23 protein-coding genes are annotated in these 24,183 nt (G+C 47.6%); 10 read left to right on the top strand and 13 right to left on the bottom strand.

The genetic code is table 11. The annotated features are described in order from the left end of the window. The first annotated feature begins 42 nt into the window (after positions 1–42). Complete coding sequence (locus BFC17_RS06790; protein ID WP_070175703.1) at positions 43–651, top strand: LysE family translocator; 609 nt, start codon at positions 43–45, stop codon at positions 649–651. 444 nt (positions 652–1,095) lie between these two features. Here BFC17_RS06790 and cysS read toward each other — a convergent pair whose 3' ends face one another. Beyond that, positions 1,096–2,484: a cysteine--tRNA ligase gene (gene cysS / locus BFC17_RS06785; RefSeq protein ID WP_070175702.1), complete on the bottom strand. Its 1,389-nt coding sequence runs from the start codon at positions 2,482–2,484 to the stop codon at positions 1,096–1,098. A gap of 204 nt (positions 2,485–2,688) precedes the next feature. Between cysS and BFC17_RS06780 the strand changes: the two genes are divergently transcribed. The 5 genes from BFC17_RS06780 (at position 2,689) to BFC17_RS06760 (ending at position 8,510) form a co-directional block, all read left to right on the top strand. Continuing rightward, complete coding sequence (locus BFC17_RS06780) at positions 2,689–3,183, top strand: peptidylprolyl isomerase (RefSeq protein ID WP_070175701.1); 495 nt, start codon at positions 2,689–2,691, stop codon at positions 3,181–3,183. 79 nt (positions 3,184–3,262) lie between these two features. Continuing rightward, entirely contained in the window at positions 3,263–3,997 is a 735-nt protein-coding gene (gene lpxH / locus BFC17_RS06775) for a UDP-2,3-diacylglucosamine diphosphatase (RefSeq protein WP_070175700.1), read from the top strand. 212 nt (positions 3,998–4,209) lie between these two features. After that, a complete protein-coding gene (locus BFC17_RS06770) occupies positions 4,210–5,793 on the top strand; it encodes an alkaline phosphatase (protein ID WP_070175699.1) in 1,584 nt (527 codons plus the stop codon). A gap of 14 nt (positions 5,794–5,807) precedes the next feature. Beyond that, on the top strand, positions 5,808–7,712 hold the full coding sequence (locus BFC17_RS06765) for an alkaline phosphatase family protein (RefSeq protein WP_070175698.1): 1,905 nt from the start codon (positions 5,808–5,810) through the stop codon (positions 7,710–7,712). A gap of 72 nt (positions 7,713–7,784) precedes the next feature. Beyond that, entirely contained in the window at positions 7,785–8,510 is a 726-nt protein-coding gene (locus tag BFC17_RS06760) for a hypothetical protein (protein WP_070175697.1), read from the top strand. Between the two features lie 41 nt (positions 8,511–8,551). On the opposite strand, the gene BFC17_RS06755 is transcribed toward BFC17_RS06760, so the two are convergent. Next, positions 8,552–8,956, bottom strand: a complete 405-nt coding sequence (locus BFC17_RS06755; RefSeq protein ID WP_070175696.1) for a rhodanese-like domain-containing protein — start codon at positions 8,954–8,956, stop codon at positions 8,552–8,554. 172 nt (positions 8,957–9,128) lie between these two features. On the opposite strand from BFC17_RS06755, the gene BFC17_RS06750 reads away from it, so the two are divergent. After that, positions 9,129–9,785 carry an OB-fold-containig protein gene (locus BFC17_RS06750; RefSeq protein ID WP_070175695.1) on the top strand — a complete coding sequence of 219 codons (657 nt, stop codon included), beginning with the start codon at positions 9,129–9,131 and terminating at the stop codon, positions 9,783–9,785. 8 nt (positions 9,786–9,793) lie between these two features. On the opposite strand, the gene BFC17_RS22905 is transcribed toward BFC17_RS06750, so the two are convergent. The 3 genes from BFC17_RS22905 to BFC17_RS06735 form a co-directional block, all read right to left on the bottom strand. Next, positions 9,794–11,095, bottom strand: a complete 1,302-nt coding sequence (locus BFC17_RS22905; protein ID WP_070175694.1) for a methyl-accepting chemotaxis protein — start codon at positions 11,093–11,095, stop codon at positions 9,794–9,796. Between the two features lie 142 nt (positions 11,096–11,237). Continuing rightward, a complete protein-coding gene (miaE, locus tag BFC17_RS06740; RefSeq protein WP_070175693.1) occupies positions 11,238–11,990 on the bottom strand; it encodes a tRNA isopentenyl-2-thiomethyl-A-37 hydroxylase MiaE in 753 nt (250 codons plus the stop codon). Between the two features lie 146 nt (positions 11,991–12,136). Continuing rightward, complete coding sequence (locus tag BFC17_RS06735; protein WP_070175692.1) at positions 12,137–12,697, bottom strand: hypothetical protein; 561 nt, start codon at positions 12,695–12,697, stop codon at positions 12,137–12,139. Positions 12,698–13,080: 383 nt separating this feature from the next. On the opposite strand from BFC17_RS06735, the gene BFC17_RS06730 reads away from it, so the two are divergent. Further along, the gene (locus BFC17_RS06730) at positions 13,081–13,281 is read left to right on the top strand and encodes a hypothetical protein (protein ID WP_139142015.1); all 201 of its coding nucleotides are present in this window, start codon (positions 13,081–13,083) and stop codon (positions 13,279–13,281) included. Between the two features lie 130 nt (positions 13,282–13,411). Beyond that, positions 13,412–14,818, top strand: a complete 1,407-nt coding sequence (locus BFC17_RS06725) for an O-antigen ligase family protein (protein WP_070175690.1) — start codon at positions 13,412–13,414, stop codon at positions 14,816–14,818. Here the strand turns inward: BFC17_RS06725 and BFC17_RS06720 are convergent. Next, the gene (locus BFC17_RS06720; protein WP_139142014.1) at positions 14,806–15,486 is read right to left on the bottom strand and encodes a hypothetical protein; all 681 of its coding nucleotides are present in this window, start codon (positions 15,484–15,486) and stop codon (positions 14,806–14,808) included. The genes BFC17_RS06725 and BFC17_RS06720 overlap by 13 nt on opposite strands. 365 nt (positions 15,487–15,851) lie before the next feature. Between BFC17_RS06720 and BFC17_RS06715 the strand changes: the two genes are divergently transcribed. After that, the gene (locus tag BFC17_RS06715; protein WP_070175688.1) at positions 15,852–16,451 is read left to right on the top strand and encodes a Yip1 family protein; all 600 of its coding nucleotides are present in this window, start codon (positions 15,852–15,854) and stop codon (positions 16,449–16,451) included. 70 nt (positions 16,452–16,521) lie between these two features. Here the strand turns inward: BFC17_RS06715 and purF are convergent, their stop codons facing one another. The 7 genes from purF to BFC17_RS06680 all read right to left on the bottom strand — a co-directional run bounded on the left by purF (position 16,522) and on the right by BFC17_RS06680 (position 24,045). Further along, positions 16,522–18,042 carry an amidophosphoribosyltransferase gene (gene purF, locus BFC17_RS06710; protein WP_070175687.1) on the bottom strand — a complete coding sequence of 507 codons (1,521 nt, stop codon included), beginning with the start codon at positions 18,040–18,042 and terminating at the stop codon, positions 16,522–16,524. A 13-nt stretch (positions 18,043–18,055) separates the two neighbouring features. After that, positions 18,056–18,544 carry a CvpA family protein gene (locus tag BFC17_RS06705; RefSeq protein WP_070175686.1) on the bottom strand — a complete coding sequence of 163 codons (489 nt, stop codon included), beginning with the start codon at positions 18,542–18,544 and terminating at the stop codon, positions 18,056–18,058. Positions 18,545–18,706: 162 nt separating this feature from the next. Then, a complete protein-coding gene (locus tag BFC17_RS06700; RefSeq protein WP_070175685.1) occupies positions 18,707–19,312 on the bottom strand; it encodes an SPOR domain-containing protein in 606 nt (201 codons plus the stop codon). 14 nt (positions 19,313–19,326) lie between these two features. Further along, complete coding sequence (folC, locus tag BFC17_RS06695) at positions 19,327–20,562, bottom strand: bifunctional tetrahydrofolate synthase/dihydrofolate synthase (RefSeq protein WP_070175684.1); 1,236 nt, start codon at positions 20,560–20,562, stop codon at positions 19,327–19,329. A gap of 18 nt (positions 20,563–20,580) precedes the next feature. Beyond that, positions 20,581–21,426, bottom strand: coding sequence for an acetyl-CoA carboxylase, carboxyltransferase subunit beta (gene accD, locus BFC17_RS06690; protein ID WP_070175683.1), 846 nt, complete (start codon positions 21,424–21,426; stop codon positions 20,581–20,583). 254 nt (positions 21,427–21,680) lie between these two features. Then, entirely contained in the window at positions 21,681–22,472 is a 792-nt protein-coding gene (truA, locus tag BFC17_RS06685) for a tRNA pseudouridine(38-40) synthase TruA (protein WP_070175682.1), read from the bottom strand. Between the two features lie 166 nt (positions 22,473–22,638). Further along, positions 22,639–24,045: a M28 family peptidase gene (locus BFC17_RS06680; protein WP_070175681.1), complete on the bottom strand. Its 1,407-nt coding sequence runs from the start codon at positions 24,043–24,045 to the stop codon at positions 22,639–22,641. Positions 24,046–24,183 lie beyond the last annotated feature (138 nt).

Below are 24,183 nucleotides of genomic sequence, written 5' to 3'. Positions count from 1 at the left end.
GGCAAGCACTCAATTTTTTAAACATTTAATTTGGAACACATCATGGAAAACTCATTATTGCTGGGTATCGCTGCCTTTGCTTTTATTACTTCTGTTACGCCAGGCCCAAACAACATGATGTTACTCGCCTCTGGCGCACAATTTGGTTTTGCGCGCACGCTACCGCACATGCTGGGTATTGTATTTGGTGTAGCTATGCTCTTGCTTAGTGTGCTACTTGGACTGGGCATGTTATTTAAGCTTTATCCGGTAATGTATTCTGTTTTAAATATCGCCGGGGCCGCTTATTTACTCTGGTTGGCATTTAAAATTGCGTCAGGACCAGTGTCGGGGATTAAAGAAAACAGCGCGCAAAAATCACAACCGCTCACGTGGTGGCAAGCGGCGCTGTTTCAGTTTGTAAACCCCAAAGCCTGGATGATGGCGCTGGGAAGTGTAAGTACCTTTAGTTTGCCAGGTAATCAGTATGTACAGTCTGGCGCTGCCATTATGCTAGCTTTTGCGCTACTAGGCTTTCCGGCTATCTCGTTATGGGCTGGTATTGGCGCTAAATTACGGGTCTGGCTCAATAATCCACGCCGTCAGCGGGGTTTTAATCTGGTGATGGGGGCAGCGACAGCCGCTACGTTATTATTAATTGTGGAAGTTTAGTTTTTGTTAAACAGTAATTTTAGGCGATCCCCGCTTAAAGAATGAGGGGATGATGGAAATGGATAGCATGCGCGGATGACGGGGTTGTTATTGTAATCCCGGCCTTGAGCCGGGATCTCCTGAAAAATTTTACTCTTGTTAAACAGCCATTTAAGGCGATCCCCGCTTAAAGCGTGCGGGGATGACGGAAAAGGATGGCATGCCCGGATGACGGGATTGTTCTTGTCATCCCGGCCTTGAGCCGGGATCTCCTGAAAAGTTTTACTCTTTTCAAACAGTCACTTAAGGCGATCCCCGCTTAAAGCGTGCGGGGATGACGGGAAAGGATTGCATGCGCGAATGATGCAAATGGATGGCATGCGTGGATGACAAGGAACACATTAGCGCGTAATTAGTCATCCGGCCTTAAGCCGGCATGACAAATTATGTGAGCAGCCTTTTGTTTTACTGCCGACGCCAGGTCGTGCCGCCTGCGCCGTCTTCCAGCACAATGCCCATAGCGGTGAGTTTATCGCGGGCTGCATCAGCGGCCCCCCAATCTTTCGCCGCGCGTGCATCGTTGCGGGCTTTAATTAAGGCTTCAATTTCTGCCACATCATCATCGCCGCCCGCTTGCAAAAACGCTTCCGGGTCGCGCTGTAAAAAGCCGAGTATGCCGCCAATGCCTTTCAGCACCGCAGCCAGTTTACCGGCTTCTTCTGCCCCTGCCTCACCCTGTGATTTATGTTTATTTAAATCACGGGCTAAATCGAATAACACGGAGTAAGCTTCCGGCACGTTCAGGTCGTCATTCATAGCCTGTTGGAAACGCTCCAGATAACCGCCATAACTGAGATCAGTTACGCTGTCTACAGCTACGCCGCGCAGCGCTGTGTACAAACGCTCCAGCGCAGATTTAGCCTGATCAATATTGTCCTGAGAGTAACTTAACTGACTGCGATAATGCGCCGACATCAAAAAGAAACGCAGGATCTCCGAATCATGCTCGGCCAGTACATCACGCAAAGTAAAGAAATTGCCCAGAGACTTAGACATTTTCTCGTCGTTTACCTGCACCATACCGGTGTGCATCCAGGTGTTTACATATGGCGTGTTATAAGCGCAGCAAGACTGCGCTACTTCGTTTTCGTGGTGCGGAAAAATAAGGTCTGAACCGCCGCCGTGAATATCAAAATGTTCGCCCAGATGTTTGTGGTTCATGGCGCTACATTCGATGTGCCAGCCAGGACGACCATCGCCCCAGGGTGACTGCCAGGCTGGCTCACCAGGCTTGGCCATTTTCCACAGCACGAAGTCCAGCGGGTCGTCTTTACCGACGGCCACTTCTACCCGTGCACCGGCTTGCAGTTGCTCAAGGTTCTGACGGCTCAGCTTGCCGTAGCTATCGAACTTGCTGACATCAAACAATACATCGCCACTTTCGGCCTGATAGGCGTAACCTTTAGCTACCAGCTTTTCGATTATATCGATGATCTCTGGCATATGGCCGGTTACACGCGGCTCAATATCCGGCTCCACCAGGTTAAGTGCAGCAAAATCCTCGTGCATCATGGCAATGGTGCGCTCGGTTAAAGCCTGGGTTGTTTCGCCATTCTCGATAGCCCGGGCAATAATTTTGTCGTCAACATCGGTGATATTACGCACGTATTTAACATCGTAATCGAGGTGGCGCAGATAGCGAACCAGTACGTCGAAACTCAAATAGGTGCGGGCGTGCCCCATGTGACTCAGGTCGTAAACGGTTATGCCACACACATAGAGTCCCACCTTCCCTGCGACCAGCGGTTCAAAGCGCTCTTTCTGGCGGGTTTTGGTGTTAAACAGTTGCAACATAATCCTCATTTCCTCAATAACCTGTTTGGGTGGCGAAGTTTAGCACTGTAAAACCGATCTGACCACGCTCAGCTCACAGTATTCAGGTCAATTTTGGCAGAATAAACAATTAGGTACTTTGGAGGGGTTTTAGCCTTCTGACATTTGGGCTACTATTGCCAGTCTACACAGCCAAAAACTACAATTAAGGTAAGGTAAAATACTATGGTGACGTTTAAAACCAATCACGGCGACATTACCCTGGAACTGTTTGCCGACAAAGCACCGAAAACCGTTGAAAACTTTTTGTCATACGTAAAAGACGGCTTTTACGACAACACGATTTTTCACCGCGTTATCGATGGTTTTATGATCCAGGGCGGTGGTATGACGCCGGATATGGAGCAAAAAGACACCAAATCCCCTATCGAAAACGAAGCGAACAACGGCGTTTCTAACGAAGCCGGCACCATTGCCATGGCACGTACTAACGACCCACACTCTGCCACTGCGCAGTTTTTCATTAATGTGAAAGACAACGATTTTCTTAACTTCAGCAGCGAAAGCATGAACGGCTGGGGCTACTGTGTATTCGGTAAAGTAACCGAAGGTATGGATGTGGTTGAAAAAATTAAAAATGTTAAAACCGGTAATCACGGCTATCATCAGGATGTGCCTGTTGAAGCTGTTATCATCGAAAAAGCCGTAATTAGTGAATAATCTGCCCTTTGCAGGTAAACACTAACACGCTCCGGGGAGTCAGTCGGCTCCCTTTTTAATGCCTTAAAGTTACTAATAGATGCCGTTTACATATTTTATTGCTGACATACATTTAAGCGCTGAGCGTGAGGATATCACCGAGTGTTTACTGACCTTTCTGAAAGACGATGCGCCGGAGGCCGAAGCGCTGTATGTGCTGGGCGATTTATTTGAATTTTGGCTGGGCGACGATGACGTAACGCCCCTTTCTGAACAGGTAGGTCAGGCCTTTAAGGCTTTATCAGCCACCACACCGGTATATTTTATCCATGGCAATCGCGATTTTGCTATCCGCGAAGGCTGGACCAAAAAAGCGGGAATGACATTACTGCCCGAACAATATGTTATTGATTTGTACGGTACCTCCACCCTGTTACTTCATGGCGATGAGCTTTGCACGCTGGATGTTGAATATCAGAAGTTTCGTAAAAAAGCCCGTGGTTGGTGGTGGCCGCGTTTAGTCGGTGCCCTGCCTTTATGGTTACGCCGAACACTGGCCAGGCGCGGACGAAAAACCAGCCAGAAAAATCAGCAAAACCTGACCGCAGAGATTATGGATGTTACTCCTGACGAAGTGGTTTATGTGATGGTAAAACATAACGTTCAGCAATTAATCCACGGCCACACCCACCGCCCCAATATTCATTCGCTTACAGTAAACGGCAAACCGGCTCACCGCATTGTTGTTGGTGACTGGTACACACAGGGGAGCGTTTTACGCGTTAGCCCGGTGGATATCAGGCTGGAAAAACGCCAGTTCGCGCTTCGCAAGTAACGTTTTTGCAACACAAACGTCACCGTATTGACCCCAAAGATTCATTTTCGCTTCAACTAACTTTCACACTTTCCCTCTAGCCTGACCGGTAATCGGCGCCCATCTGTTTGTTTTACACCTGAACAGTACGCCATTTGTGTCGGTTACATCTCGTTTTGCAACCTTTGGTTTGCGTGACAAAAAAACAAAAAGTCATAATTGGGAATACAAAAATGAAATTGATCTTGAAAGCCGCTGCCAGTGCGATAGCACTAGCCGTATCTTCAGGACTGCACGCTGATGTTATGCCTGCTTCACAGGCTCAAAGCGCGTGGTTTACTGACGCTCAATCAAAAATTGCACACAAGCTGGAAGTAAACAGCAAATTTAAAGCAAAGAACGTTATCCTGTTCGTAGGTGACGGTATGGGCGTTTCTACATTAACTGCTTCGCGCATCCTGAAAGGTCAGATGGCCGGTGAACTGGGTGAAGAAGGCTACCTGGCCTTTGAAGAATTCCCTCATACTGCTTTGGTTAAAACCTACAACGTTGATGCCCAGACGCCTGATTCAGCCGGTACCATGACCGCCATGATGTCTGGTTTAAAAACAGACGTTGGTGTTATCGGTGTTGACGAAGATATCGAGCGTGGCAACTGTGCAACAGTAGCTGGTAACGAAGTAGTAACTGCACTGGAACTGGCCGAGATTAAAGGTTTATCCACCGGGATCATATCTACCGCCCGTATCACTCACGCAACGCCTGCGGCAACATATGCAAAATCAGCTGACCGTAACTGGGAAGACGATGGCGATATGCCAGCTGAAGCGATTGCAGCCGGCTGTACCGACATTGCATCTCAGTTAGTAAACTTTGAAAGCAATCTGGAAGCGCGTTACACCGGTATCGACGTAAACGGTATCGAAGTAGTGTTTGGTGGTGGCCGTCGTTCATTTTTACCTAAAGACGCCGCATTTAACAGCCCGGACGCGGTTAGCTCTGTAGAGGGTGACCGTACTGACTCTCGCGACCTGACTGCCGAATGGCAAACTATGTACGAAAATGGCGTTTATATTTACGACCAGACTGGTTTTGACGCTATTGACCCTGCGAGCACCGAGCGCGTATTTGGTTTGTTTAACGAATCTCACATGCAATACGAAGCCGATCGCGCTAACGATGTAGCCGGCGAGCCTTCTGTTGCCGAAATGACCTCTAAAGCTATTGATATTCTGGATAATAATGACAAAGGCTTTTTCCTGATGGTTGAGTCTGGCCGTATCGACCATGGTCACCACGCAGGCAGCGCGTACAACGCACTGACCGACACTCTGGCGTTTGAACAAGCGGTTAAAGCAGCTTACGACAACACCAACCCAGACGAAACCCTGATCCTGGTAACTGCTGACCACAGCCACGTATTTACCATTGCCGGTTATCCAAAACGCGGTAACCCGATTCTGGGTAAAGTAGTTAACGTGGGTTCAGATGAGCCGGCGACTGCTGCCGATGACATGCCTTACACCACCCTAGGTTACACCAACGGCTTTGGTTTCCAGAACCTGGGTAACGAAACCGACGCCGATGCGGTTTATGCCTTAACCGAAAATACCGGTCGTCAGGATTTAACTACCGTTAACACTGAAGCGACTGGTTATCACCAGGAAGCGCTTATTCCACTGGGCTCTGAGACCCACGCTGGTGAAGATATTTCACTGCATGCTACTGGCCCTGGCAGTCAGTTAGTACAAGGCGTTGTAGAACAGAGCGTCGTGTTCCACCTGATTAATCAGGCATTGGATCTGGTACAAGAATAAGCGGAGTAACAACAATGAATGTATTTAAATTAAGTTTAGTGGCAGCGGCGGTAATTGGCCTGAGCGCTTGTTCACTGGATGGCGACGATGGTAAAGATGGCACTAACGGTGCTGATGGTTCAGACGGTGTAACCAGTCTGGTTGTACAAACTCAGTTACCTGTTGGCAATGCAAGCTGCCCTAACAGCGGCGTGCAGATTGACTCAGGTCTGGACAGCGACAGCGACGGTGCACTGACTGGCGATGAAATCACATCTACCAGCTATGTCTGTGTACCCGCGGCAAGCGAAGTCAGCAATGCTGAGCTGTTAAGTTCACTTAACAACGACTGGTTTGTCGAAGCCGCCGCCGAAATAGAAGCAAACAAGGCTGTTTGGTTAGAAGCCACTGGCGCATTAACTACCAACAGCACTTCACGCGTGGTAGTTACCACCAATGCTAACCTTGAGCGCACCGTTACTGAACTGCGCGGCCAGGCTAAAAACGTCATCCTGTTTGTCGGCGACGGCATGGGTGTTTCTACTGTGACTGCAGCACGTATTCTTGATGGTCAGTTAAAAGGCCTGGACGGTGAAGAAAACAAGCTGAGTTTTGACCAATTCCCGTTTGCCGGTTTGGCCAAAACCTACAACGTGGATGCGCAAACCCCGGATTCTGCGGGTACCATGACCGCTATGATGTCAGGTGTTAAAACTGATGTAGGCGTTATTGGTGTGGATGAAGACATCGTGCGCGGTGACTGCTCTACCGTTGCGGGTAATGAACTGGTAACTGCTCTGGAACTGGCTGAAATGGCAGGCAAATCTACCGGCATCATCTCAACTGCACGTATCACTCACGCGACGCCTGCGGCCACTTATGCTAAGTCTGCTGACCGTAACTGGGAAGATGTTTCTGATATGCCAAGCGAAGCAGTAACCGCAGGTTGTGCTGATATCGCTGCTCAGCTGGTAGGCTTCGAGTCTAACCTGGAAGCACGCTTTGCTGGTCTGGATGTTGACGGTATCGAAGTCGTATTTGGTGGTGGCCGTCGTCACTTCCTGCCACGTGATGCGGCATTCAACAGCCCTGACGCGGTTAGCGCAGTAGAAGGTGATCGTACTGATGGTCGTGACCTGACAGCTGAGTGGCAAGCACAATACACCAACGGTGTATATGTGTTCGACCAAACCGGTTTCGACGGGTTAAATACCGAAACTACAGAGCGCGTATTTGGCTTATTCAATGAGTCTCACATGCAATACGAAGCCGACCGCGCTAACGATGTTGCCGGTGAGCCATCTCTGTCTGAAATGACCGAGAAGGCAATTCAGATTCTGGATAATAACCAGGATGGTTTCTTCCTGATGGTAGAGTCTGGCCGTATCGACCACGGTCACCATGCAGGAAGTGCATACAACGCCCTGACCGATACGGTTGAACTGGCCAAAGCGGTAGCCGCTGCAGATGCGATGACTAACGATGATGACACGCTGATCATCGTAACCGCTGACCACAGCCACGTATTTACCATTGCCGGTTATCCAAAACGCGGTAACCCGATTCTGGGTAAAGTGGTTAACGTGGGTTCTGACGAGCCAGCCATGGCTGCTGATGATATGCCTTACACTACATTAGGTTATACCAACGGTTTTGGTTTCCAGGACCTGGGTGACGAAACGGATGCCGATGCGGTATACAGCCTGAGTATTAACACGGGTCGTAAGGATCTGACTGATGTGGATACCACCGCTTCTGGTTATCACCAGGAAGCTCTGGTACCGCTGGGTTCAGAAACTCACGCGGGTGAAGACGTTGGCATTTATGCTAAAGGACCGGGTGCCTGGCTGGTAAATGGTACCAATGAACAAAGCGTCATTTTCCACGTAATGGATTACGCCGGTGACATGATTCAGCAAGCCAACGATGCCGTTGAGTAAACTGAAATAGTGTCTGTAAAAGGGCAGCCCGGACGGGTTGCCCTTATTCCGTTTTAGAAAGAGAAACATCTGATGTACAAAATTATACTCCCCCTTTTGGCACTGGGCTTCACTCAAGCCAGTCTGGCAGCAAGTTGCGATAGCAGCAATGAAACCCTGGTTGCCCACTATACGGTTGAAACGCACAACGTCAAAGGCGACCAGCAAAAAGTGCTTGAGCTATGGCGGGCAAAAGATGTGGTTGCCCATCATTATCCGCAAACGGCCATAACCGAAGCCTGGGAAAAGGTGAATAATAAACTAATTAAACCCACTCGCTATTTTGATGAACACAAACGCGCTATCGAATATCAGCCGGGCGAAAAAGTGCATGGTAAGTCAGAGACCAACTGGTCTTACCGTAATCAATTGTTCAGCGATGATTTATTAGCCAGCATGACCGAAGTGAGTCGTTCTGGCAGCGGCTGTGAAACCGAGATTGTTTATCAACGTAAAACCGCAAACACAAAAATCACGCTCACCTGGCTACCAGAGCTAAAAATAGCCAAAACATTTTATGCTGAATCAGCGCAGCAAAGCATCCACTGGCAACTCACCGGCACTGAATATGACGTACAAAAAATCAGTGACTTTTTTGCACTGCGCTCTGCCTACCAGAGCACAGACTTTGCGGATATTGGCGATGATCATACTGACCCGTTTCTAACCAAAATGGTTCATCAGGGTTTCATTGAGAAAGGCGCTTCAGGGTATTACAACAGTGACGGTGCAGCTATCGAAGGCGGCCACCACCACTGAGCATAAAAGCGGGTTGCTGTGTAAAACGACACAGCCCCACATTAGTGATTAACGGCTCGCTTTTCGGCAATGGGTAAGCCCGCGCCCATCCAGTTTTTAAAGCCGCCTTCCAGATGACACACATTCTCCATGCCCATTTGCTGCAAGGTAAGCGTAGCCAGAGCCGAACGCCAGGCGGACTGACAATACAGAATAAAAGGCCCAGACTGACCAAACACATCGCGATAATAGGGACTGTCGGGATCGACCCAAAACTCCAGCATGCCTCGTGGGGCGTGAACGGCCTCAGGGATCATGCCATCACGCTCAAGCTCACGAATATCCCTGATGTCGATAAAGCAGGCCTCACTTAACTCATAAAGCTCACGCGCTTCTTCCAGCGGCATGGTTTTAATTTGCTGCATTGCCTCTTCCAGCAGTGCTTTATATCCTTTACTGATTGCCATTATTTTGCCCCAAATGTGTAAAGAAATGAGTCTAGCCAGCAGCTCCCACCCACGCAACAAGACCTTAGTGGTAGAGCAAAACTGACTTTTTTTTATACTTGTGCTATAAATTCATATAACTTTGCGAAGTAACGAAATCACGCACGGATTTTTAGCATCAGGGACGGTGGAAATGACGTTGTATCAGCTTACTCAAACTTTTTATATCTACAGCATTCCTATGCTGTTTGCCTTGTTTATCTGCTTGTTAGAAATTGCCCTGGTATTTCGAGGTTATTCCCTGTTATGTATATTGAATACCCTGCCAACTAAAGGGCATTTTTTACGTACCTCTGCTGGTAAGGCCGCAGCCTCTGTTTTGGGCGTATACGAAATTTCACCCATTTGCTGGATCCTGATTTTTTTCATGTCGTTCAGTGTTACCGGATTGCTGGCTCAACAAACTTTTTATTTCTACACCGAGCGCTTTTTGCCAGATAGCGGCTTATTTCCCGTAACGCTACTGGTAAGTTTGCTGGTCACCAAAATGGTAATTGATTTACTGACGGCAAAATTAAAATCCAGAAACCAACACGCAGACCCGGAAGACTTTACAGGCTACATTGCAACAATTGAAAGCTTTAGTGAATTTTTGGGCGACAAAATGAACGCGTCACTAACAGACCACAATGGCTTGTATAAAACCGTGACGGTTATCGCCCTGGAAAAAAATCAGCGATTCTTAAGCGGTGATAAAGTGGTATTAGTAAAAAATCAAGACGGTAACTGGCTGGCGAGCCGTTGTCACCCGATCTCACCAGACATTCAGGTTACGCCGATAAGCCCGTAGGAGGCACGTTATTCAGACAGTTGGTCAACCGCCGCGATGACTTTCTTAGCACCTGCCTCGATATTGCCCATGGAATCTTTGGTATCTTCGATACTTTGAGCCACTTCATTTAACGTCTGCATGCCCTGACTAATAGTGTTAACCGCATTTTTAGTCGACTGATCGTTACGCGAAAATACCGCCATAATTTCTTTGGTAGATTGCGTTGTGCGAGAGGCAAGTTCCCGCACCTCATCAGCCACTACCGCAAAACCTCTGCCCTGTTCACCGGCTCGCGCAGCCTCAATAGCCGCGTTTAAGGCTAATAGATTAGTCTGATCAGCAATAGCACTGATAGCGGTAACCATTTTATTTAACTCAGAAGACTGTTGTTCCAGTTCGCTGATTTCGGCAGACGCCCTGCCCATTTGCTCAGTAAGAGACGACAACGAAGCAACCGTTTCTGTCATGGTTTGCAAGCCTTTCTCAGCCTGTTCACCCGTTTCTGAAGACATAACGGACGCCAAATTGGCCGCTTCTTTTACTCTTTCTTCCTGTTCAAACTGGTGAGTAACATCACTGGCGAACTTAATGACTTTGTACACCTTACCATCATCACCGAAAACCGGATTATAAGAAGCTTCGAGCCAGACCGCTTTGCCCTGCTTATTTACCCTTTCAAAGCGACCGGAAATATGCTTACCGGCGGCAAGTGCGTTCCAGGTTTGCTGGTAATCCGGTGCGTTGTAGACCCGCTCAGGACAAAAAATACGATGGTGCTTACCTACAATTTCGTTAAGCGCATAGCCAGTGGTTTGCAAAAACAGCGAATTGGCATAAAGTATGATGCCGGTAGGTTCAAATTCTATGATTGCCATGGAGCGATCTAACGCTTCCAGCACATCTTCGTTACTCGCAGAGGTACTGCAGGCGACCTCTAAAATAGAACCATAAACATCGAAGTGGCTGCATCTACCGCGATTATCAAACTGCGGTTGTACCGCCAGATGCAGTGAAACCTTCTCAGTACCGCGCTCAATAAAAGTTGTACCACTCCAGGGCTGCTGCCGGTTTATCGCATTTGATAAAGCCTGGTATTCAGGAGATTGTTGCTGCGAACCGGACAATATTTCAACAAATGGGCGGTCAGTACACCCACTTGCGGTGATCTTCAGAGTTGCCTCAGTTTTATGATTAACCGCAGACACAGTGCCGTTTGCAGACAACTCCCAATACACCATTTCGTTTTTAAGGCTGTTTGCCGCTTTTTTGCACTCGGCAAGTTCAGCTTTTACCTGTGCCAGCTCTGCTTTTAACTTCTGATTAAACATAAATACCGCGTAGAATTGGGCTGCTTTGAAGTTAAGTATGGCACACGCACTAACAACCGCCATCATCTAAAAGTTTAAATTTTACAATTTTAAATATTAAGATGGTTAATATTGAGGAAAAACAATAAAAGCCAACTAAGCACTAAACAGGAACACCGCTATGAAACTTAAAGTCATCATCGGGTGAAGCAATAAGTTCGGCTTCGACCTCGCCAAAAAACGCAACTCGCTCAGCAATGTCTTCACCGGCAATTTCTTCGGCCAGGGTCAGATAATCCTGATAATGCCTTGCTTCGGAACGTAACAAAGAAATGTAAAAGTCCCCTAACCGCTTATCGACATGAGGTGCTAATGCAGCAAAACGTTCACAAGATCGCGCCTCAATATAGGCACCGCAAATGAGTTTATCAATAAGTGCCTGAGGTTCATATGTTCGCACATGGCGAAGCATGCCTCGCGCATAACGGCTGGAACCAATGGATTCATAAGTAATACCATACTCTTCCATGATTTCCAGTACCTGATAAAAATGATGCAACTCCTCTTTTATCAGCAATACCATTTTATCAATCAGGTCCTGGCTGTAAGGCGCGCCGGACTTTGGGATCATGGATTTATTAAGCTTCTCGTGATTAGCCAGTGCCTTCCAGTCGCCCTGTTTACGATAGGTAAAATCCTCGAAGGGTTTGAGCCATGCCAGCAGTGCTTCACCGCTTTCTTTATCCACCGCATACTTACGAATAAGGTACATGGCAGATTGGGCAGCCTTGAGTTCACACACCAGATGATCCAACAAAATCACCGGCAAGTTTTCTTTTTTTACAGCTTCATCAAGCCAACTATCGGGGGTAGAACACTTTAAAAATTGATTTATTGGCTTTAATAACTCTTCCAAAACGCTGGCTCACATTGGGTTTTCAAGGCTTATCTATGAGCGCATGATAGCATATTTGGCTTGAACAATAAGTTAGCTTTATTCCAACAAAAACAATTTAGTCGGGCTTTTTCAACCTCTCCAAAGGCTATTTATCCGGTCAGCATTTAAGTTTTGCCTTTCAAAACAAACAATCCGTAAGTAAAACCACAAGCAACAAATAATGCCGTCAGAAACACATAGAGCGGTTTTAGGTAATCGGTTTTCCAGGTTACGTAACCAGCGATTTCCTTTTTGTTAAAATCAGCGGCGAATTCCAGTCCTTTAGCCAGAAAAGCGCGGTATTCGTTTGGCCAGGCGACACTCTTTTTTACCCGTAAGTTAAGCGTGAGAGTATCGCTGGTTTGTTCTGCGTTAATACGCGATAGAAGCAACTGGTTAAGCTCTGCTTGCAGTTGCTTTACTTGCTGCTTTTCAATTCTGTGCTCGGCGTCGACCATCCGGATAAGACGTGTGGTTTGTTTTAAATTAAAGCCGGTTATTCGGGGTAAAAAGAGATTTTGTTCTGCTACATTCAAAGCATTGGCTGACAGCATTTTTGCCGTAAATACCTCTTTGGGGAATGAGGCTGACAAAAAATAGACTGGGCTAAAAGTCATGCTGATAAGTGTCACCAGCATGGCCGCCGCAATGGAGAACGGTAATACTTTACAAATAACGGTAAACATTCAATTGTACCTCCAAACATGGCTATACCATGTCTTACAACCTCCACTGTTCTGTAATTTACTCTAGCGTAGCCATGTTACACTGTAAAGCCTGTTATTTTAACGGGCGCATACAAAACAAAGATTCTAATTGATTGTTATTTATAACAATAATAAACCAAAACCTGTCATTATACGGCATCGTGATATTATCTCGCGTCACCCGCCTATTTTTAAAAATAACCACAAGTCGTCAAATTAATGACTTTAGCTGTCTGTTTTTTGACAATTAATGCTTGCTGTAGCAACAAAACATGGTTAAATTGTAACCAGGCCTAAGAGGATGAGCACCTGTTAAGCCACCCCCAACATAGTTCAAATAATCATTAATGGAGTACTTAACCATGGATAAGAAAAAGGTTATTAGCGTCCTTTCCGTTCTCGGTTTAGCCGGCGGCCTTATGTTCAGCGTGTCGGCGCTTTCTGCTGATACTATTTCAGACGCACGTTTTGCTGGCGGCACTCTGCTCGATTCAACCGTACCAGGTTGTGACAACGGTAAGGCGACAGGCAACCCACATTGTAATAACAATCCAGACGATTAATCAGTCTGTCGCATTAGAATGCGATTAGTTGATGTATTAATCTGACATATAAAGCACTAATTTATTAGTGCTTTTTTATGAGTTAAATTGTAAAGACAAAATCGCGATGCAGTAAAAAAGGACTTTGTCGATGTTGAGCCGTTTTAAACATATAAAGCCTGTAAATGCGCCTTTATGGTTTCTCTTTTTATTGCTCATTTACCTGGCTCTTTTGCAACTCCCCTTAGGCGGGCATATAGACTGGGCGCGAAACCTTGGCCAGCTATCCCTTTTCGCCATAACGCTGGCCTATGGGCTGATGTACTGGCCTCATTTACAACAGACTATCAGTATTCACCGCATTCCGCTGACGTTGTTTTTTCTGGTCATTATTTGGATTGCCTTTCAGTGGGTCCCCCTGCCTATCGATCTTGTCGCCGTATTGTCGCCGGAATCTGCCAAGGCTTACAATAATGCGGGGCTTTCCTTTGCCAGTATAAGTTTGGATAAACCCGCTACCTTTGAAGCGTTGTTAAAAGCCGGGTCATACTTTTGTATTTTTGTACTTGGACTGGCGTTATTTCAAAATGAAAAAACGCTGCTTATCGCACTGCTGTTTATGGTCATTGCGGGGACTTACAATGCGTTCTACGGCGCTTTCGAGATCCTATCGGGTCAGGACCTGAGCCTGATCCACCAGGTAGAAAACGGCCATAGGGCCAGCGGCACTTTTGTTTATCACAATCATTTCGCTAATTTTTTAATTTTGTGTTTAAGCGCGGGCCTTGGATATTTTATTGCCACCCTTTCACACCGGCGTTTCAGCAGTAAAGGGGCTTATGCTAAAGCGCTGTTATTTTCGATTTTAGAACCCAAAAGTACCGTGCGGCTATGCCTGACCATAATGGTTATTGCCTTGGTTATGTCTCACTCCAGAATGGGTAATACCGCTTTTTTTGTGAGTCTCTGCAGCGTCTCGGTTTTGTATATGCTATTTGGTAAACAAGTACCTAAAACCTTCAAAGTGTTGGTTATCAGCATGTTGATTATCGATATTTTTGTGGTGAGTGCCTGGTTTGGGCTGGAGGAAGTTGCTGAGCGTCTGGAGTCAACCAGCATGGAAGTGGAAAATCGCGACGAAGTAGTTGAAGATGGCCTTAAAATGCTGGAAAAATTTCCGCTGACCGGGAGTGGCGCCGGCAGCTTCGAATATGCCTGGACCACCTACTTAAGTGAAAACATCCGTGGGCGATACACACAGGCTCACAATGATTACCTGCAATTTGCCATTGAATATGGGATCCCGGTGTTGATGATTTTGGGGTTATTTATCATCCACGTGCTGTTTACTACCAGCAAAGTATTATTTAATACCGAAAACAAATACATCGCGGGGGCCGCGGCCGCATCCCTGATGGCGACTCTTGGCATGCTAATGCACATGAGTGTTGATTTGCCTTTGGTATTACCCGCTATATCAAGCTACTTTGTGCTATTGCTGGCCATTGGATACAGTGCTTTTGCCATCGAAAAAAACAAGCTCATTCAGGCGCACTGAAGCTTTCCCCGAGCTGTCTTATCTTCTAACCAGCGGCACATTTCCTGTTGAGCTGCATCCTGCTTTACCAGTAATAAGCGAAGCGATGAAGCACTTTTGCGGTGAACCAGCCCGTAACGTAAATGATGAGAGATTATGCGACGTTGCTCACTGCTGATTGTCATGCCGTTATTGATCATCGCCTGCGCAAGAATAGCCAAATTAACATGTACCATGTAATTATGCGGGCCGTATTCGTGAGCCAGATTAAGGTACTGAGAAAACGCTTCGTCATTCTGCCCTAAGTAAATCTTTATTTGCGCAATCAGTGCCCAATAGTTGCCGTAGGCCGGTTTTAATTTAGTTGCTGCAAGGTAGTAATTGAGAGCTGTTTGCAAGTAGTTGGCACGCCTGTCGTCATCGTCTACGTACGGGTCCATCGAAACTAAAATAGACGCGGTGAGCGGAGCATCTACCAGTACATTATGGCCTAAAATATTGCGGTAATTTAACAACGCAATTGCCTTCAAAGCTTGTTCTTCGTAATTGGCCGGATCGCCTTTTTTGGCTGATTCGATCATCGCCAGCGCTTTATCTTCGCGCCTGGCATTATCAAAACTTTGCCAGGCAGCAAAACATAAACATAGCAGCAAGGTGGGCAATAAATAGCTAAGGATTGTTTTAAACATCGTCTTATCCATAAGTCTCTGCTGGCCGTAACCAATAATATCTACCTTACAGCAGTAGCCAATAGTGTAAACAGCTGGATATAAGAAAGGGCATGTTTCATTATTAACATTTGCATTAAAGTGTAAAAAATAACTGTCCTCGCGCGTTTCTTTGCCGTTCACGTGCATTTTCTCAATAAAAGCTTATTGCCTCGACAAAGTAAATTTAGTGACAAAACTGAGTGTTAGCCCATGAAACTGCCGCCCCGTTCAATATTTAGTCAATTCTTATTGACTTAGCTAAATACTTAGATAAAACTAAAAATGTTGAACATTTGTTAAATAAATAACAATTTTAAAACATCATTAGCGCCGAGGGAGATTTTATGATCCTGAACCACCTGTGGGGCATTTATGCCCATCCAAAAGAAGAATGGCAATCCATTGATAGACGTCACGAAAGCTATTTCTATGCACTAAGCCATATCGCCATCATCGCATTAATACCCGCTATTGTAGGCTATTACTCCGCCGCCTATCTGGGCTGGAGCATTGGTGCCGGTGAGGTGATAAAACTCACACAGCAAAGTGCCCTGGCAATGAGTATTTCCATGTACTTTGGCTTAATTGCCGGCGTGGTAGCACTGGCGGTGTTAATGCACGAGCTGGCCAAAGCCTTCGACACAACCCCCACCTACACTCAGTCGCTGGAACTTGCCGCGTACACCGCTACGCCCTTGTTTATGGTGGGCTTTGCCGGTTTGTACCCTGAACTCTGGTTTTTAATGACGGTTGGGCTGGTTGGTCTTTCCTATTCGGTATACCTGCTTTACTCCGGCGTGCCTATTATGATGCACATTCCCGAAGAAAAAGGCTTTATCTACTCCAGTTCGGTGGTCACCTGCGGACTGGTTCTGTTAGTTATATTAATGGCGGGTTCGGTGATTTTATGGAGCCTCGGGCTTGGCCCGGTGTATATGCACTAACATTTCCCCGGCAATCATGCACAAAAAAGCCGTTCTTTGGAACGGCTTTTGTTTGTGTGCTTTTCAGCTATCAGGCTTCAAAGTTGTGCATATCCAGGTTGGATAATTCTGCCTGAACAACCGGTGCTTTCTTAGCCTGGTCATTACGGGCTGCATCAATACGTTCCAGATAAGCCTGATCCACGTCACCGGTGATATAGTTTCCGTCAAATACGGAGGTTTCAAACCGTGAAATTTGTGGATTCTCATCTTTTACCGCTTCTACCAGATCACTGATATCCTGGAAGATTAAGCCGTCGGCCTGGATCAGGTCAGAAATCTGGTCGATTTCACGGCCATAGGCAATCAGCTCGTTAGCGGAAGGCATATCGATGCCATACACGTTAGGAAAACGAATTTCCGGCGCAGCAGACGCAAAGTACACTTTCTTGGCACCCGACTCTCTGGCCATTTCGATGATCTGACCAGAAGTGGTTCCCCGTACGATGGAGTCATCTACCAGCAGTACGTTTTTACCTTTAAACTCAGAAGAGATCGCGTTTAGCTTACGGCGCACTGATTTTTTACGCTGGGTCTGGCCCGGCATAATGAACGTACGGCCGATGTAGCGGTTTTTCACAAACCCCTGACGATAAGGTAAATCCAGCGTGTTAGCGATTTGCAGCGCGATATCCATTGACGTTTCCGGAATAGGAATAACCACGTCGATATCTAAATCAGCCCACTCCCGGGCAATCTTTTCGCCCAGCTTTTTACCCATATTAACGCGCGACGCGTAAACTGAAATGCCATCGATAAACGAATCAGGGCGGGCAAAGTAAACAAACTCAAAGATACAAGGCGAAGTTACTGGTGTTTCAGCACATTGCTGAGTAAACAGTTCACCTTGTTCGGTAATAAATACCGCTTCACCCGGCGCTACGTCGCGGATAAATTTAAATCCAACCGCATCCAGTGCCACGCTCTCAGAGGCCACCATGTATTCTTCGCCCATTTCCGTAACGCGCTTACCCAGCGCTAGCGGACGAATGCCATTTGGATCGCGAAACGCCACCACGCCCAGGCCAATGATGGCAGCCACACAGGCGTAAGCACCGCGGGCTTTAGTGTGAACATTGGTTACCACTTCAAAAATATCTTTTGGCGAAACGGTCAGGCCACTGGTGCGCTGAGACAGTTCGTGAGCAAAGATATTCATCAGAATCTCTGAATCTGACGTGGTGTTGATATGACGACGCGCCACCTTAGCAACTTCGATTTGCAAATCGTGCGCATTGGTAAGATTACCATTGTGCGCAAACGCAATACCAAAGGGCGAGTTAACATAAAATGGTTGTGCTTCGGCTGAGCTTGAAGAACCCGCCGTTGGATAGCGGCAGTGGCCGATGCCCATATTCCCTGTGAGGCGCTTCATATGACGGGTATGAAATACATCCCGAACCAGTCCATTGTCTTTACGCAGATTAAACACACCGTTATCAATAGTCATGATACCAGCAGCATCCTGACCTCGGTGCTGTAAAACCGTTAAACAGTCATACAACGACTGAGCAACCGGAGTTTTACCAACTATTCCGACAATACCACACATGTAGGTTACCTATTTAAGCGGGAGTTAAAAAACTGGAGCCGTCTTTTACGTAATTAAAAAACCACTCTATGATTACTGCAAATTCTGGCACAAGCACCGATTCGTCCCACCAGTCTGATGAGGCTGAAGGTGTAAACGTATCCAGAAAAAATAATAGCGCACTTACTATCAGAACGCCGCGTAATGCGCCAAAAACTGCCCCCAGTGCCCGATCGGTACCAGAAAGGCCGGTCGCTTCAACCAGCTGGCTGACAGTGTAATTGACTAATGCCCCTAATAATAGGGTAGCAACGAAGAGTGCTGCGATAGCAGCACCGTTACGAATAAGCTCATCGCTGATCCGGGTAAAATAAACCGCTAAATCGGCGTAAAACTGACTGGCCACAAACATGGCTGCAAACCAAACGGCCAGTGAAATGGCTTCCTTAACAAAACCACGCACAAGACTTATCAGCGTGGATAGCGCTATCACACCTATAATCGCGTAATCGAGCCAATTCATTTGAAGATTCTTATCCATCCTGTTAGTGCGCCGATTGATTAAATTAACAATCCAGCCCACATCAAATTCGCGCGCATTCTACCAGAAGTCAGAGGGATTACCAGTGCCGAAATTTCATCCAGCCACCAACTGTCAACTTAACTGTCCTGCGCCGCAGTATACTTATCCATTAACACTAAAACGGGTTACTTTACCACGCAGACCGGTTAGTTCCTGCAGGTGGGAAAGCGCGCCATCAAGCTCACGCTTATTCAGGTTTGGTCCGACAAACACTTTGGTAAGTGGGCCGGAGCTGGTTTCGATGGGTCGGCTAAAAGCACGGTAACCGGCGTTTGCGAGTTTATCGAGCAATTGCTTCACATTCTTCTGATGACGAAAGCTACCTAGCTGAATTACCCAGCTATTGTTTTGCTCGGTATCTTTAGGGGCCTCTACCACGGTTTGTCTGGCCAGGTCACCATTGGCAGAATTAGTCACCGTAACCGGCTCAACCACGTCCTGAGCCGGTACTGGCGTCTCCTGAGGCGCAGGATCATCCAGCGCAGGCTCGTTAACAATCTCAACGGGGCGCTGAGCAGAAGCCATTACCCGCTCTTCCGGAAAGGGTTCAGGATTAACGATGGGCTTTTTCGCAGGTGCCGCAGGTACGTTAACGAACACATCTTCACTGCTGGATTTTTTGCCATCTAACATGTCTGGCAAAACAATCACCGCCACTGCCACCAAAATAACAGTGCCTACCAACCTGTTCTTTAATGCTGCCGCCACTACCTGTGTTCCTGTTATGAGTTTTGTGTATTGTGCGGTAACGCCAGAATATCTGCAACTGTATGAAAAGAGCCAACGACTAATATCAGGTCATTTTGCTGACCTGTATCACGCGCAGCCTGATAAGCCTTGGTAACCTCTTCAAACACAAGCTTGTTATCTGATGCCACTGCAAGGGCCAGCTTTTGTGCCGCTAATCCGCGGGGACCGTGGGTCGCAGCCAGATACCATTGCGGATTAAAGCGCTTAAACGGCGCCAGCGATTCAGCCGGAGCTTTATCGTTAAGCATGGCTACCACTATGTGCAAACGGTCAAAAGATTTACTGTCCAGCCATTCGGCCAGCGACTGAGTCGCCTGCGGATTGTGCCCCACATCCAGATACGTTGGCGGTTGCTGTGCAATAAGCTGGCGACGACCAGGTAATTGTGTTTTAGCGACTGCCTCAAACAAAATACCAGGGCTCAGATTAAAGCCGCTGTGCTGTAAAACCGCTAACGCTGTTGCTACGTTATTGAGTGGTATTGCGGTGTCGGGAAGTTCAATTTGTTGTTCACCAGCCTGCCAGATACAACCATTTTGCTGACGCGTAACAGAGAATTGCTGCTCGCGCCACCAGGCATCGGCATCCAGTTTTGCCACTGCGTCGATAAGGGTTTCTGGCGGTTCCGGTTCGCCTATTACCACCTTGCCCTGACGGCGGATAATGCCGACTTTCTCCAGGGCGATTTTTTCCCGCGTATCACCCAGCCAGTCCTGGTGGTCAAGTCCAATGCTGGTGATGACTGCACAGTCCGGGGTAATAATATTGGTCGCATCCAGTCGCCCGCCTAAGCCCACTTCCAGCACTACCACATCAAGATCGGCTTCCATCAGCATGAGCATTGCGGCCAGTGTGCCAAATTCAAAATAGGTCAGGCTGATAGCGCCCCGGGCTGCTTCAACTTTTGCAAACGCAGTACAAAACGCCACTTCGTCGGGCAACTGCCCGTTGACGCGTACTCTTTCGCGGTAATCCAGCAGGTGTGGCGAACTGTAAACGCCCACCGTCTTACCGCTTAACAATAAAGCATTTTCAATCAGAGCAGAGGTCGTACCCTTTCCGTTGGTACCACCAACGGTGATAACCCGGGCATCAAAGTGAATAGAAAGAATCTGTGCTACCTGGGCAACACGGTCAAGCCCCATGTCGATGGCACTTGGGTGAATGGACTCGAGATAGTCGAGCCATTGCAACAAATTTTTGCTCATAAAAGTCAGCGCCCTGAATTAATCAGGGCGATGCAGTTTGGCCAGAACGCCGTGTAATTTATCACGCATTTCGCGACGGTCGACAATCATGTCGATTGCGCCTTTCTCCAGCAAAAACTCACTGCGCTGGAACCCTTCCGGCAGTTTTTCGCGAACGGTTTGCTCAATAACACGAGGACCAGCAAAACCAATCAGGGCTTTTGGCTCTGCGACATTGATATCACCCAGCATGGCTAAACTGGCCGACACACCGCCCATCGTCGGGTCGGTCATTACCGATATGTAAGGCAGGCCTTTTTCACTTAATTTGGCCAGCGCAGCAGAGGTTTTAGCCATTTGCATCAGCGACAGTAAGGCTTCCTGCATACGAGCACCACCACTGGCAGAAAAACAAATTAGCGGGCATTTTGCTGCAATTGCCGCGTTAACCGCCGCCACAAAACGTGCGCCCACAACCGATGCCATTGAGCCGCCCATAAAGGCAAATTCAAAGCTGGCTACCACTACCGGCATACCTTTTAGCTTGCCTTTCATAACGATAAGGGCGTCTTTTTCGTTAGTGGATTTTTGCGCCGCGGTGATGCGATCTTTATAACGCTTGGAGTCCTTAAATTTAAGGATATCCTGTGGCTCTAAATCACCGGCCAGTTCTTGTCTTTCTCCGGCGTCTAAAAACGCATCCAGGCGACGACGTGCAGTAATACGCATGTGGTTATCACATTTTGGACACACTTCCAGCTGCTTTTCCAGGTCCTGCTTATACAGTACGGCCTGACAGCTATTACATTTAGTCCAGATACCTTCAGGTACATTACCCTTGGTAGATGTTTGTGTCTTAGGAAGAATTTTTTGAATCCAGCTCATGCCAGAGATGTCCTTTTTGGTAACCTGTTAACCTTGGCTTTTTATGGTTGTTCGTACCCGGTACAGGATGATGAAATAATAAACGATGGATTATATCCGCATATGGCGACATATTAGAGCATATTCAACGCAATAGCGAAAAATAAAACTGGTCTAAGAAGTACAATTATTTATACGTATAAAGCCTGTCATTGTTATCACTGCATTGTTTTTGTGTGTAATTCAGTCAGACCAGCGCAATAGTCCCCAGCCAACTAATTATCCGGCAAAAATAACGGCCCCAGCACCGACCGGGGTAAACCAAATGACGCCGGATAATCCACGTCAACCAGATACAGGCCATTGGGTTTGGCTGTTGCCGCAGCGAGGGTTCGATCTTTACCGGCCAGTAAAGTGGCTATCCAGTCAAGCGGTTGATGGCCACTGCCAATTTCGACTAACGAGCCAACAATATTACGCACCATGTGGTGCAAAAACGCATTGGCGCAGATATCCACAATCACATAACATCCCTGGCGGGTAACACTGACTTTGGTGACGTTTCTGAACGGGCTTTTTGACTGACAAAGCGCGGCTCTGAAAGCACTGAAATCCTGCTCTCCCAGCAACGCCTGGGCCGCTTCATGCATCTTGTTTTCGTCCAGATCGCGATGCACATGGGTGACACCGTGATACAAAATAGCCGGGCGCATTTTGTGATTGTAAATAATGTAGCGATAGCGGCGACCGGTAGCCGAAAAACGCGCATGAAAATCATCGCTGACTTCCGTACACCATTTCACCGCAACTGAATCGGGCAGATTGGCGTTAACGCCCATGGTCCAGGCTTTTAGGGGGCGTGGTACGTCACAGTCAAAATGCACTACCTGACCAGTGGCATGCACACCGGCATCAGTTCGACCAGCGCATTGCACCTCAATGGTTGTGTTAGCTACGGTAGACAGTGCTTTTTCAAGGTAGCCCTGTACGCTGGGCACTTCCTGTTGTCGTTGCCAGCCATAGTGCCGGGCACCATCATATTCTATACCAAGGGCGATTCGGGTCATGCTAAATTGCTTTGTGTTGCTACGAAGCGCGTAAGTTTACGGAAAGCGAGGGCGATGGGCAATCGGCACCGGCAGGAAATTGGCAGGTGAGGATGAAAATTGGGAAAAGTAGATGGAAATTAGCAAAAGCAAAAGGGAGAACCCTGTTCTCCCTTTTGCTCAACGCTTATAAACGAAAATCGACGCCGCTGTTAGCAGCATACCAGGCAAACAAAGTGTAGATTGTTGTGTTTACCTTAATAGCATCCTGATCAACTTTATCCAGTGTGTCGTTTTCAGTGTGATGGTAGTCAAAATAATCCAGCCCATCCGGCGCAAAGTTGAAGGCAGGCTGACCGGCCTCGCCCAGCACACTCATGTCAGACTGGCCTTTCGCCGTATTGGTTTCGGCCAGCGACACGCCCATCGGGGCCAGATAATTAGCAAAGTCACGTACTGAGTTTAATGCGGCCGGGCCAACACCAGGCTCCAACTGATAGATTCGGCCATTACCAAAATCCCATTCTGCGCCCAGCATATGGCGGGGCATTTCGTCCTGGTGTTTTGCCACGTAATCGCGCACGCCCACCAGGCCTATCTCTTCTGCAGCAAATAAAATCACCCGGATGGTACGCGCCGGACGCTGCTTCATATTGGCAATATAATGCCCGGCGGCCAGCACGATGCCAATACCAATGCCGTCATCAATGGCCCCTGTACCCACATCCCAGCTATCAATGTGTGCGCCTAAAGTAATCACCTCTTGCGGGGTTTGCGCGCCGGTAACCTCGCCAATTACGTTAGCAATGGTAACGGTTTTTCCGGTTGGGCCACTGGCATTGGTATTTAACGAAAATGTCACCGGTGCGTCGCGACGAAGCATGTTTTCTAACAAATCCGCATCGGGATTAGACAGTGCAACAGCAGGAATCTTTTTTACGCCTTCTTCGTAGCGCATCATCCCGGTGTGACCGATGCGGTCGGTATCGGTACCAACTGAACGCATAACAAATGCCAGCGCGCCTTTTTGGGCCGCTGCAGAGGCACCAATTACCCTTGCCCCAACCGCTTTACCGTAACCATGGCCGTCGATATGGCGCTCCATTCGATAACCAACATAGGCAATTTTACCCTGGAGGCTACCCTCTGGCGCTTCCTGCAGGGCTTTCAGATCGGCAAAATAGGCCACTTCCGCCTCAACGGTTTTGCCCGCAGTGCCAACACTGCCACCAAGGGCTATGGCAACCAGCTTATGCGGATAAGGGGCGGTAATGCTAGCGGTAAGATCACCGCGCTGCCATAGCTGCGCCTGGCTTTCTTCTGTCCAGACTTTATCAAAGCCCAGTGATTTCATTTTGGCCACCGCCCACCCGGTAGCCAAATCTGCGCCGGGTGTTCCCACCATCCGTGGACCAACTTCTGTGGTCAGCGACTCGACAATGTCATAGGACAATGTCGACTGACTAACCTGCTGTTTAATCTCATCGAGAACTTCGGTTTGTACCGTTTGACGCGCTTTTAAATCCGGCGAGGCCAGACCAACGGCCGTAAGGCCTATGGCTGCCGCCAGTAAGGTCACTAATTTATTTTTCATTCTCAGGATCCGTAGTTTGTATTGTTATTTCCCACTGGGGATTCTATCTGAAAAATTCATAGAGAAAATGACCAATCCTATGACTGGTATGATAATTATGATAAACAAAACAAACTCTGGTTTAATGCGCGGTAAAAC

The organism is Marisediminitalea lipolytica, assembly GCF_001758465.1.
GTDB classification, from domain to species: domain Bacteria; phylum Pseudomonadota; class Gammaproteobacteria; order Enterobacterales; family Alteromonadaceae; genus Alteromonas; species Alteromonas lipolytica.
This window is presented reverse-complemented; position numbering and strand designations above follow the sequence as displayed.

Coding starts and splice junctions, on each gene's coding strand:
- lpxH (WP_070175700.1), top strand. CDS start 3,263: ATGCCGTTTACATATTTTATTGCTGACATACATTTAAGCGCTGAGCGT.
- BFC17_RS06735 (WP_070175692.1), bottom strand. CDS start 12,697: ATGTTTACCGTTATTTGTAAAGTATTACCGTTCTCCATTGCGGCGGCC.
- BFC17_RS06715 (WP_070175688.1), top strand. CDS start 15,852: ATGATCCTGAACCACCTGTGGGGCATTTATGCCCATCCAAAAGAAGAA.
- BFC17_RS06755 (WP_070175696.1), bottom strand. CDS start 8,956: ATGGCAATCAGTAAAGGATATAAAGCACTGCTGGAAGAGGCAATGCAG.
- BFC17_RS06770 (WP_070175699.1), top strand. CDS start 4,210: ATGAAATTGATCTTGAAAGCCGCTGCCAGTGCGATAGCACTAGCCGTA.
- BFC17_RS06760 (WP_070175697.1), top strand. CDS start 7,785: ATGTACAAAATTATACTCCCCCTTTTGGCACTGGGCTTCACTCAAGCC.
- BFC17_RS22905 (WP_070175694.1), bottom strand. CDS start 11,095: ATGTTTAATCAGAAGTTAAAAGCAGAGCTGGCACAGGTAAAAGCTGAA.
- BFC17_RS06750 (WP_070175695.1), top strand. CDS start 9,129: ATGACGTTGTATCAGCTTACTCAAACTTTTTATATCTACAGCATTCCT.
- BFC17_RS06790 (WP_070175703.1), top strand. CDS start 43: ATGGAAAACTCATTATTGCTGGGTATCGCTGCCTTTGCTTTTATTACT.
- truA (WP_070175682.1), bottom strand. CDS start 22,472: ATGACCCGAATCGCCCTTGGTATAGAATATGATGGTGCCCGGCACTAT.
- BFC17_RS06730 (WP_139142015.1), top strand. CDS start 13,081: ATGGATAAGAAAAAGGTTATTAGCGTCCTTTCCGTTCTCGGTTTAGCC.
- BFC17_RS06780 (WP_070175701.1), top strand. CDS start 2,689: ATGGTGACGTTTAAAACCAATCACGGCGACATTACCCTGGAACTGTTT.
- accD (WP_070175683.1), bottom strand. CDS start 21,426: ATGAGCTGGATTCAAAAAATTCTTCCTAAGACACAAACATCTACCAAG.
- purF (WP_070175687.1), bottom strand. CDS start 18,042: ATGTGTGGTATTGTCGGAATAGTTGGTAAAACTCCGGTTGCTCAGTCG.
- folC (WP_070175684.1), bottom strand. CDS start 20,562: ATGAGCAAAAATTTGTTGCAATGGCTCGACTATCTCGAGTCCATTCAC.
- BFC17_RS06720 (WP_139142014.1), bottom strand. CDS start 15,486: ATGTTTAAAACAATCCTTAGCTATTTATTGCCCACCTTGCTGCTATGT.
- BFC17_RS06705 (WP_070175686.1), bottom strand. CDS start 18,544: ATGAATTGGCTCGATTACGCGATTATAGGTGTGATAGCGCTATCCACG.
- BFC17_RS06680 (WP_070175681.1), bottom strand. CDS start 24,045: ATGAAAAATAAATTAGTGACCTTACTGGCGGCAGCCATAGGCCTTACG.
- BFC17_RS06725 (WP_070175690.1), top strand. CDS start 13,412: ATGTTGAGCCGTTTTAAACATATAAAGCCTGTAAATGCGCCTTTATGG.
- BFC17_RS06765 (WP_070175698.1), top strand. CDS start 5,808: ATGAATGTATTTAAATTAAGTTTAGTGGCAGCGGCGGTAATTGGCCTG.
- cysS (WP_070175702.1), bottom strand. CDS start 2,484: ATGTTGCAACTGTTTAACACCAAAACCCGCCAGAAAGAGCGCTTTGAA.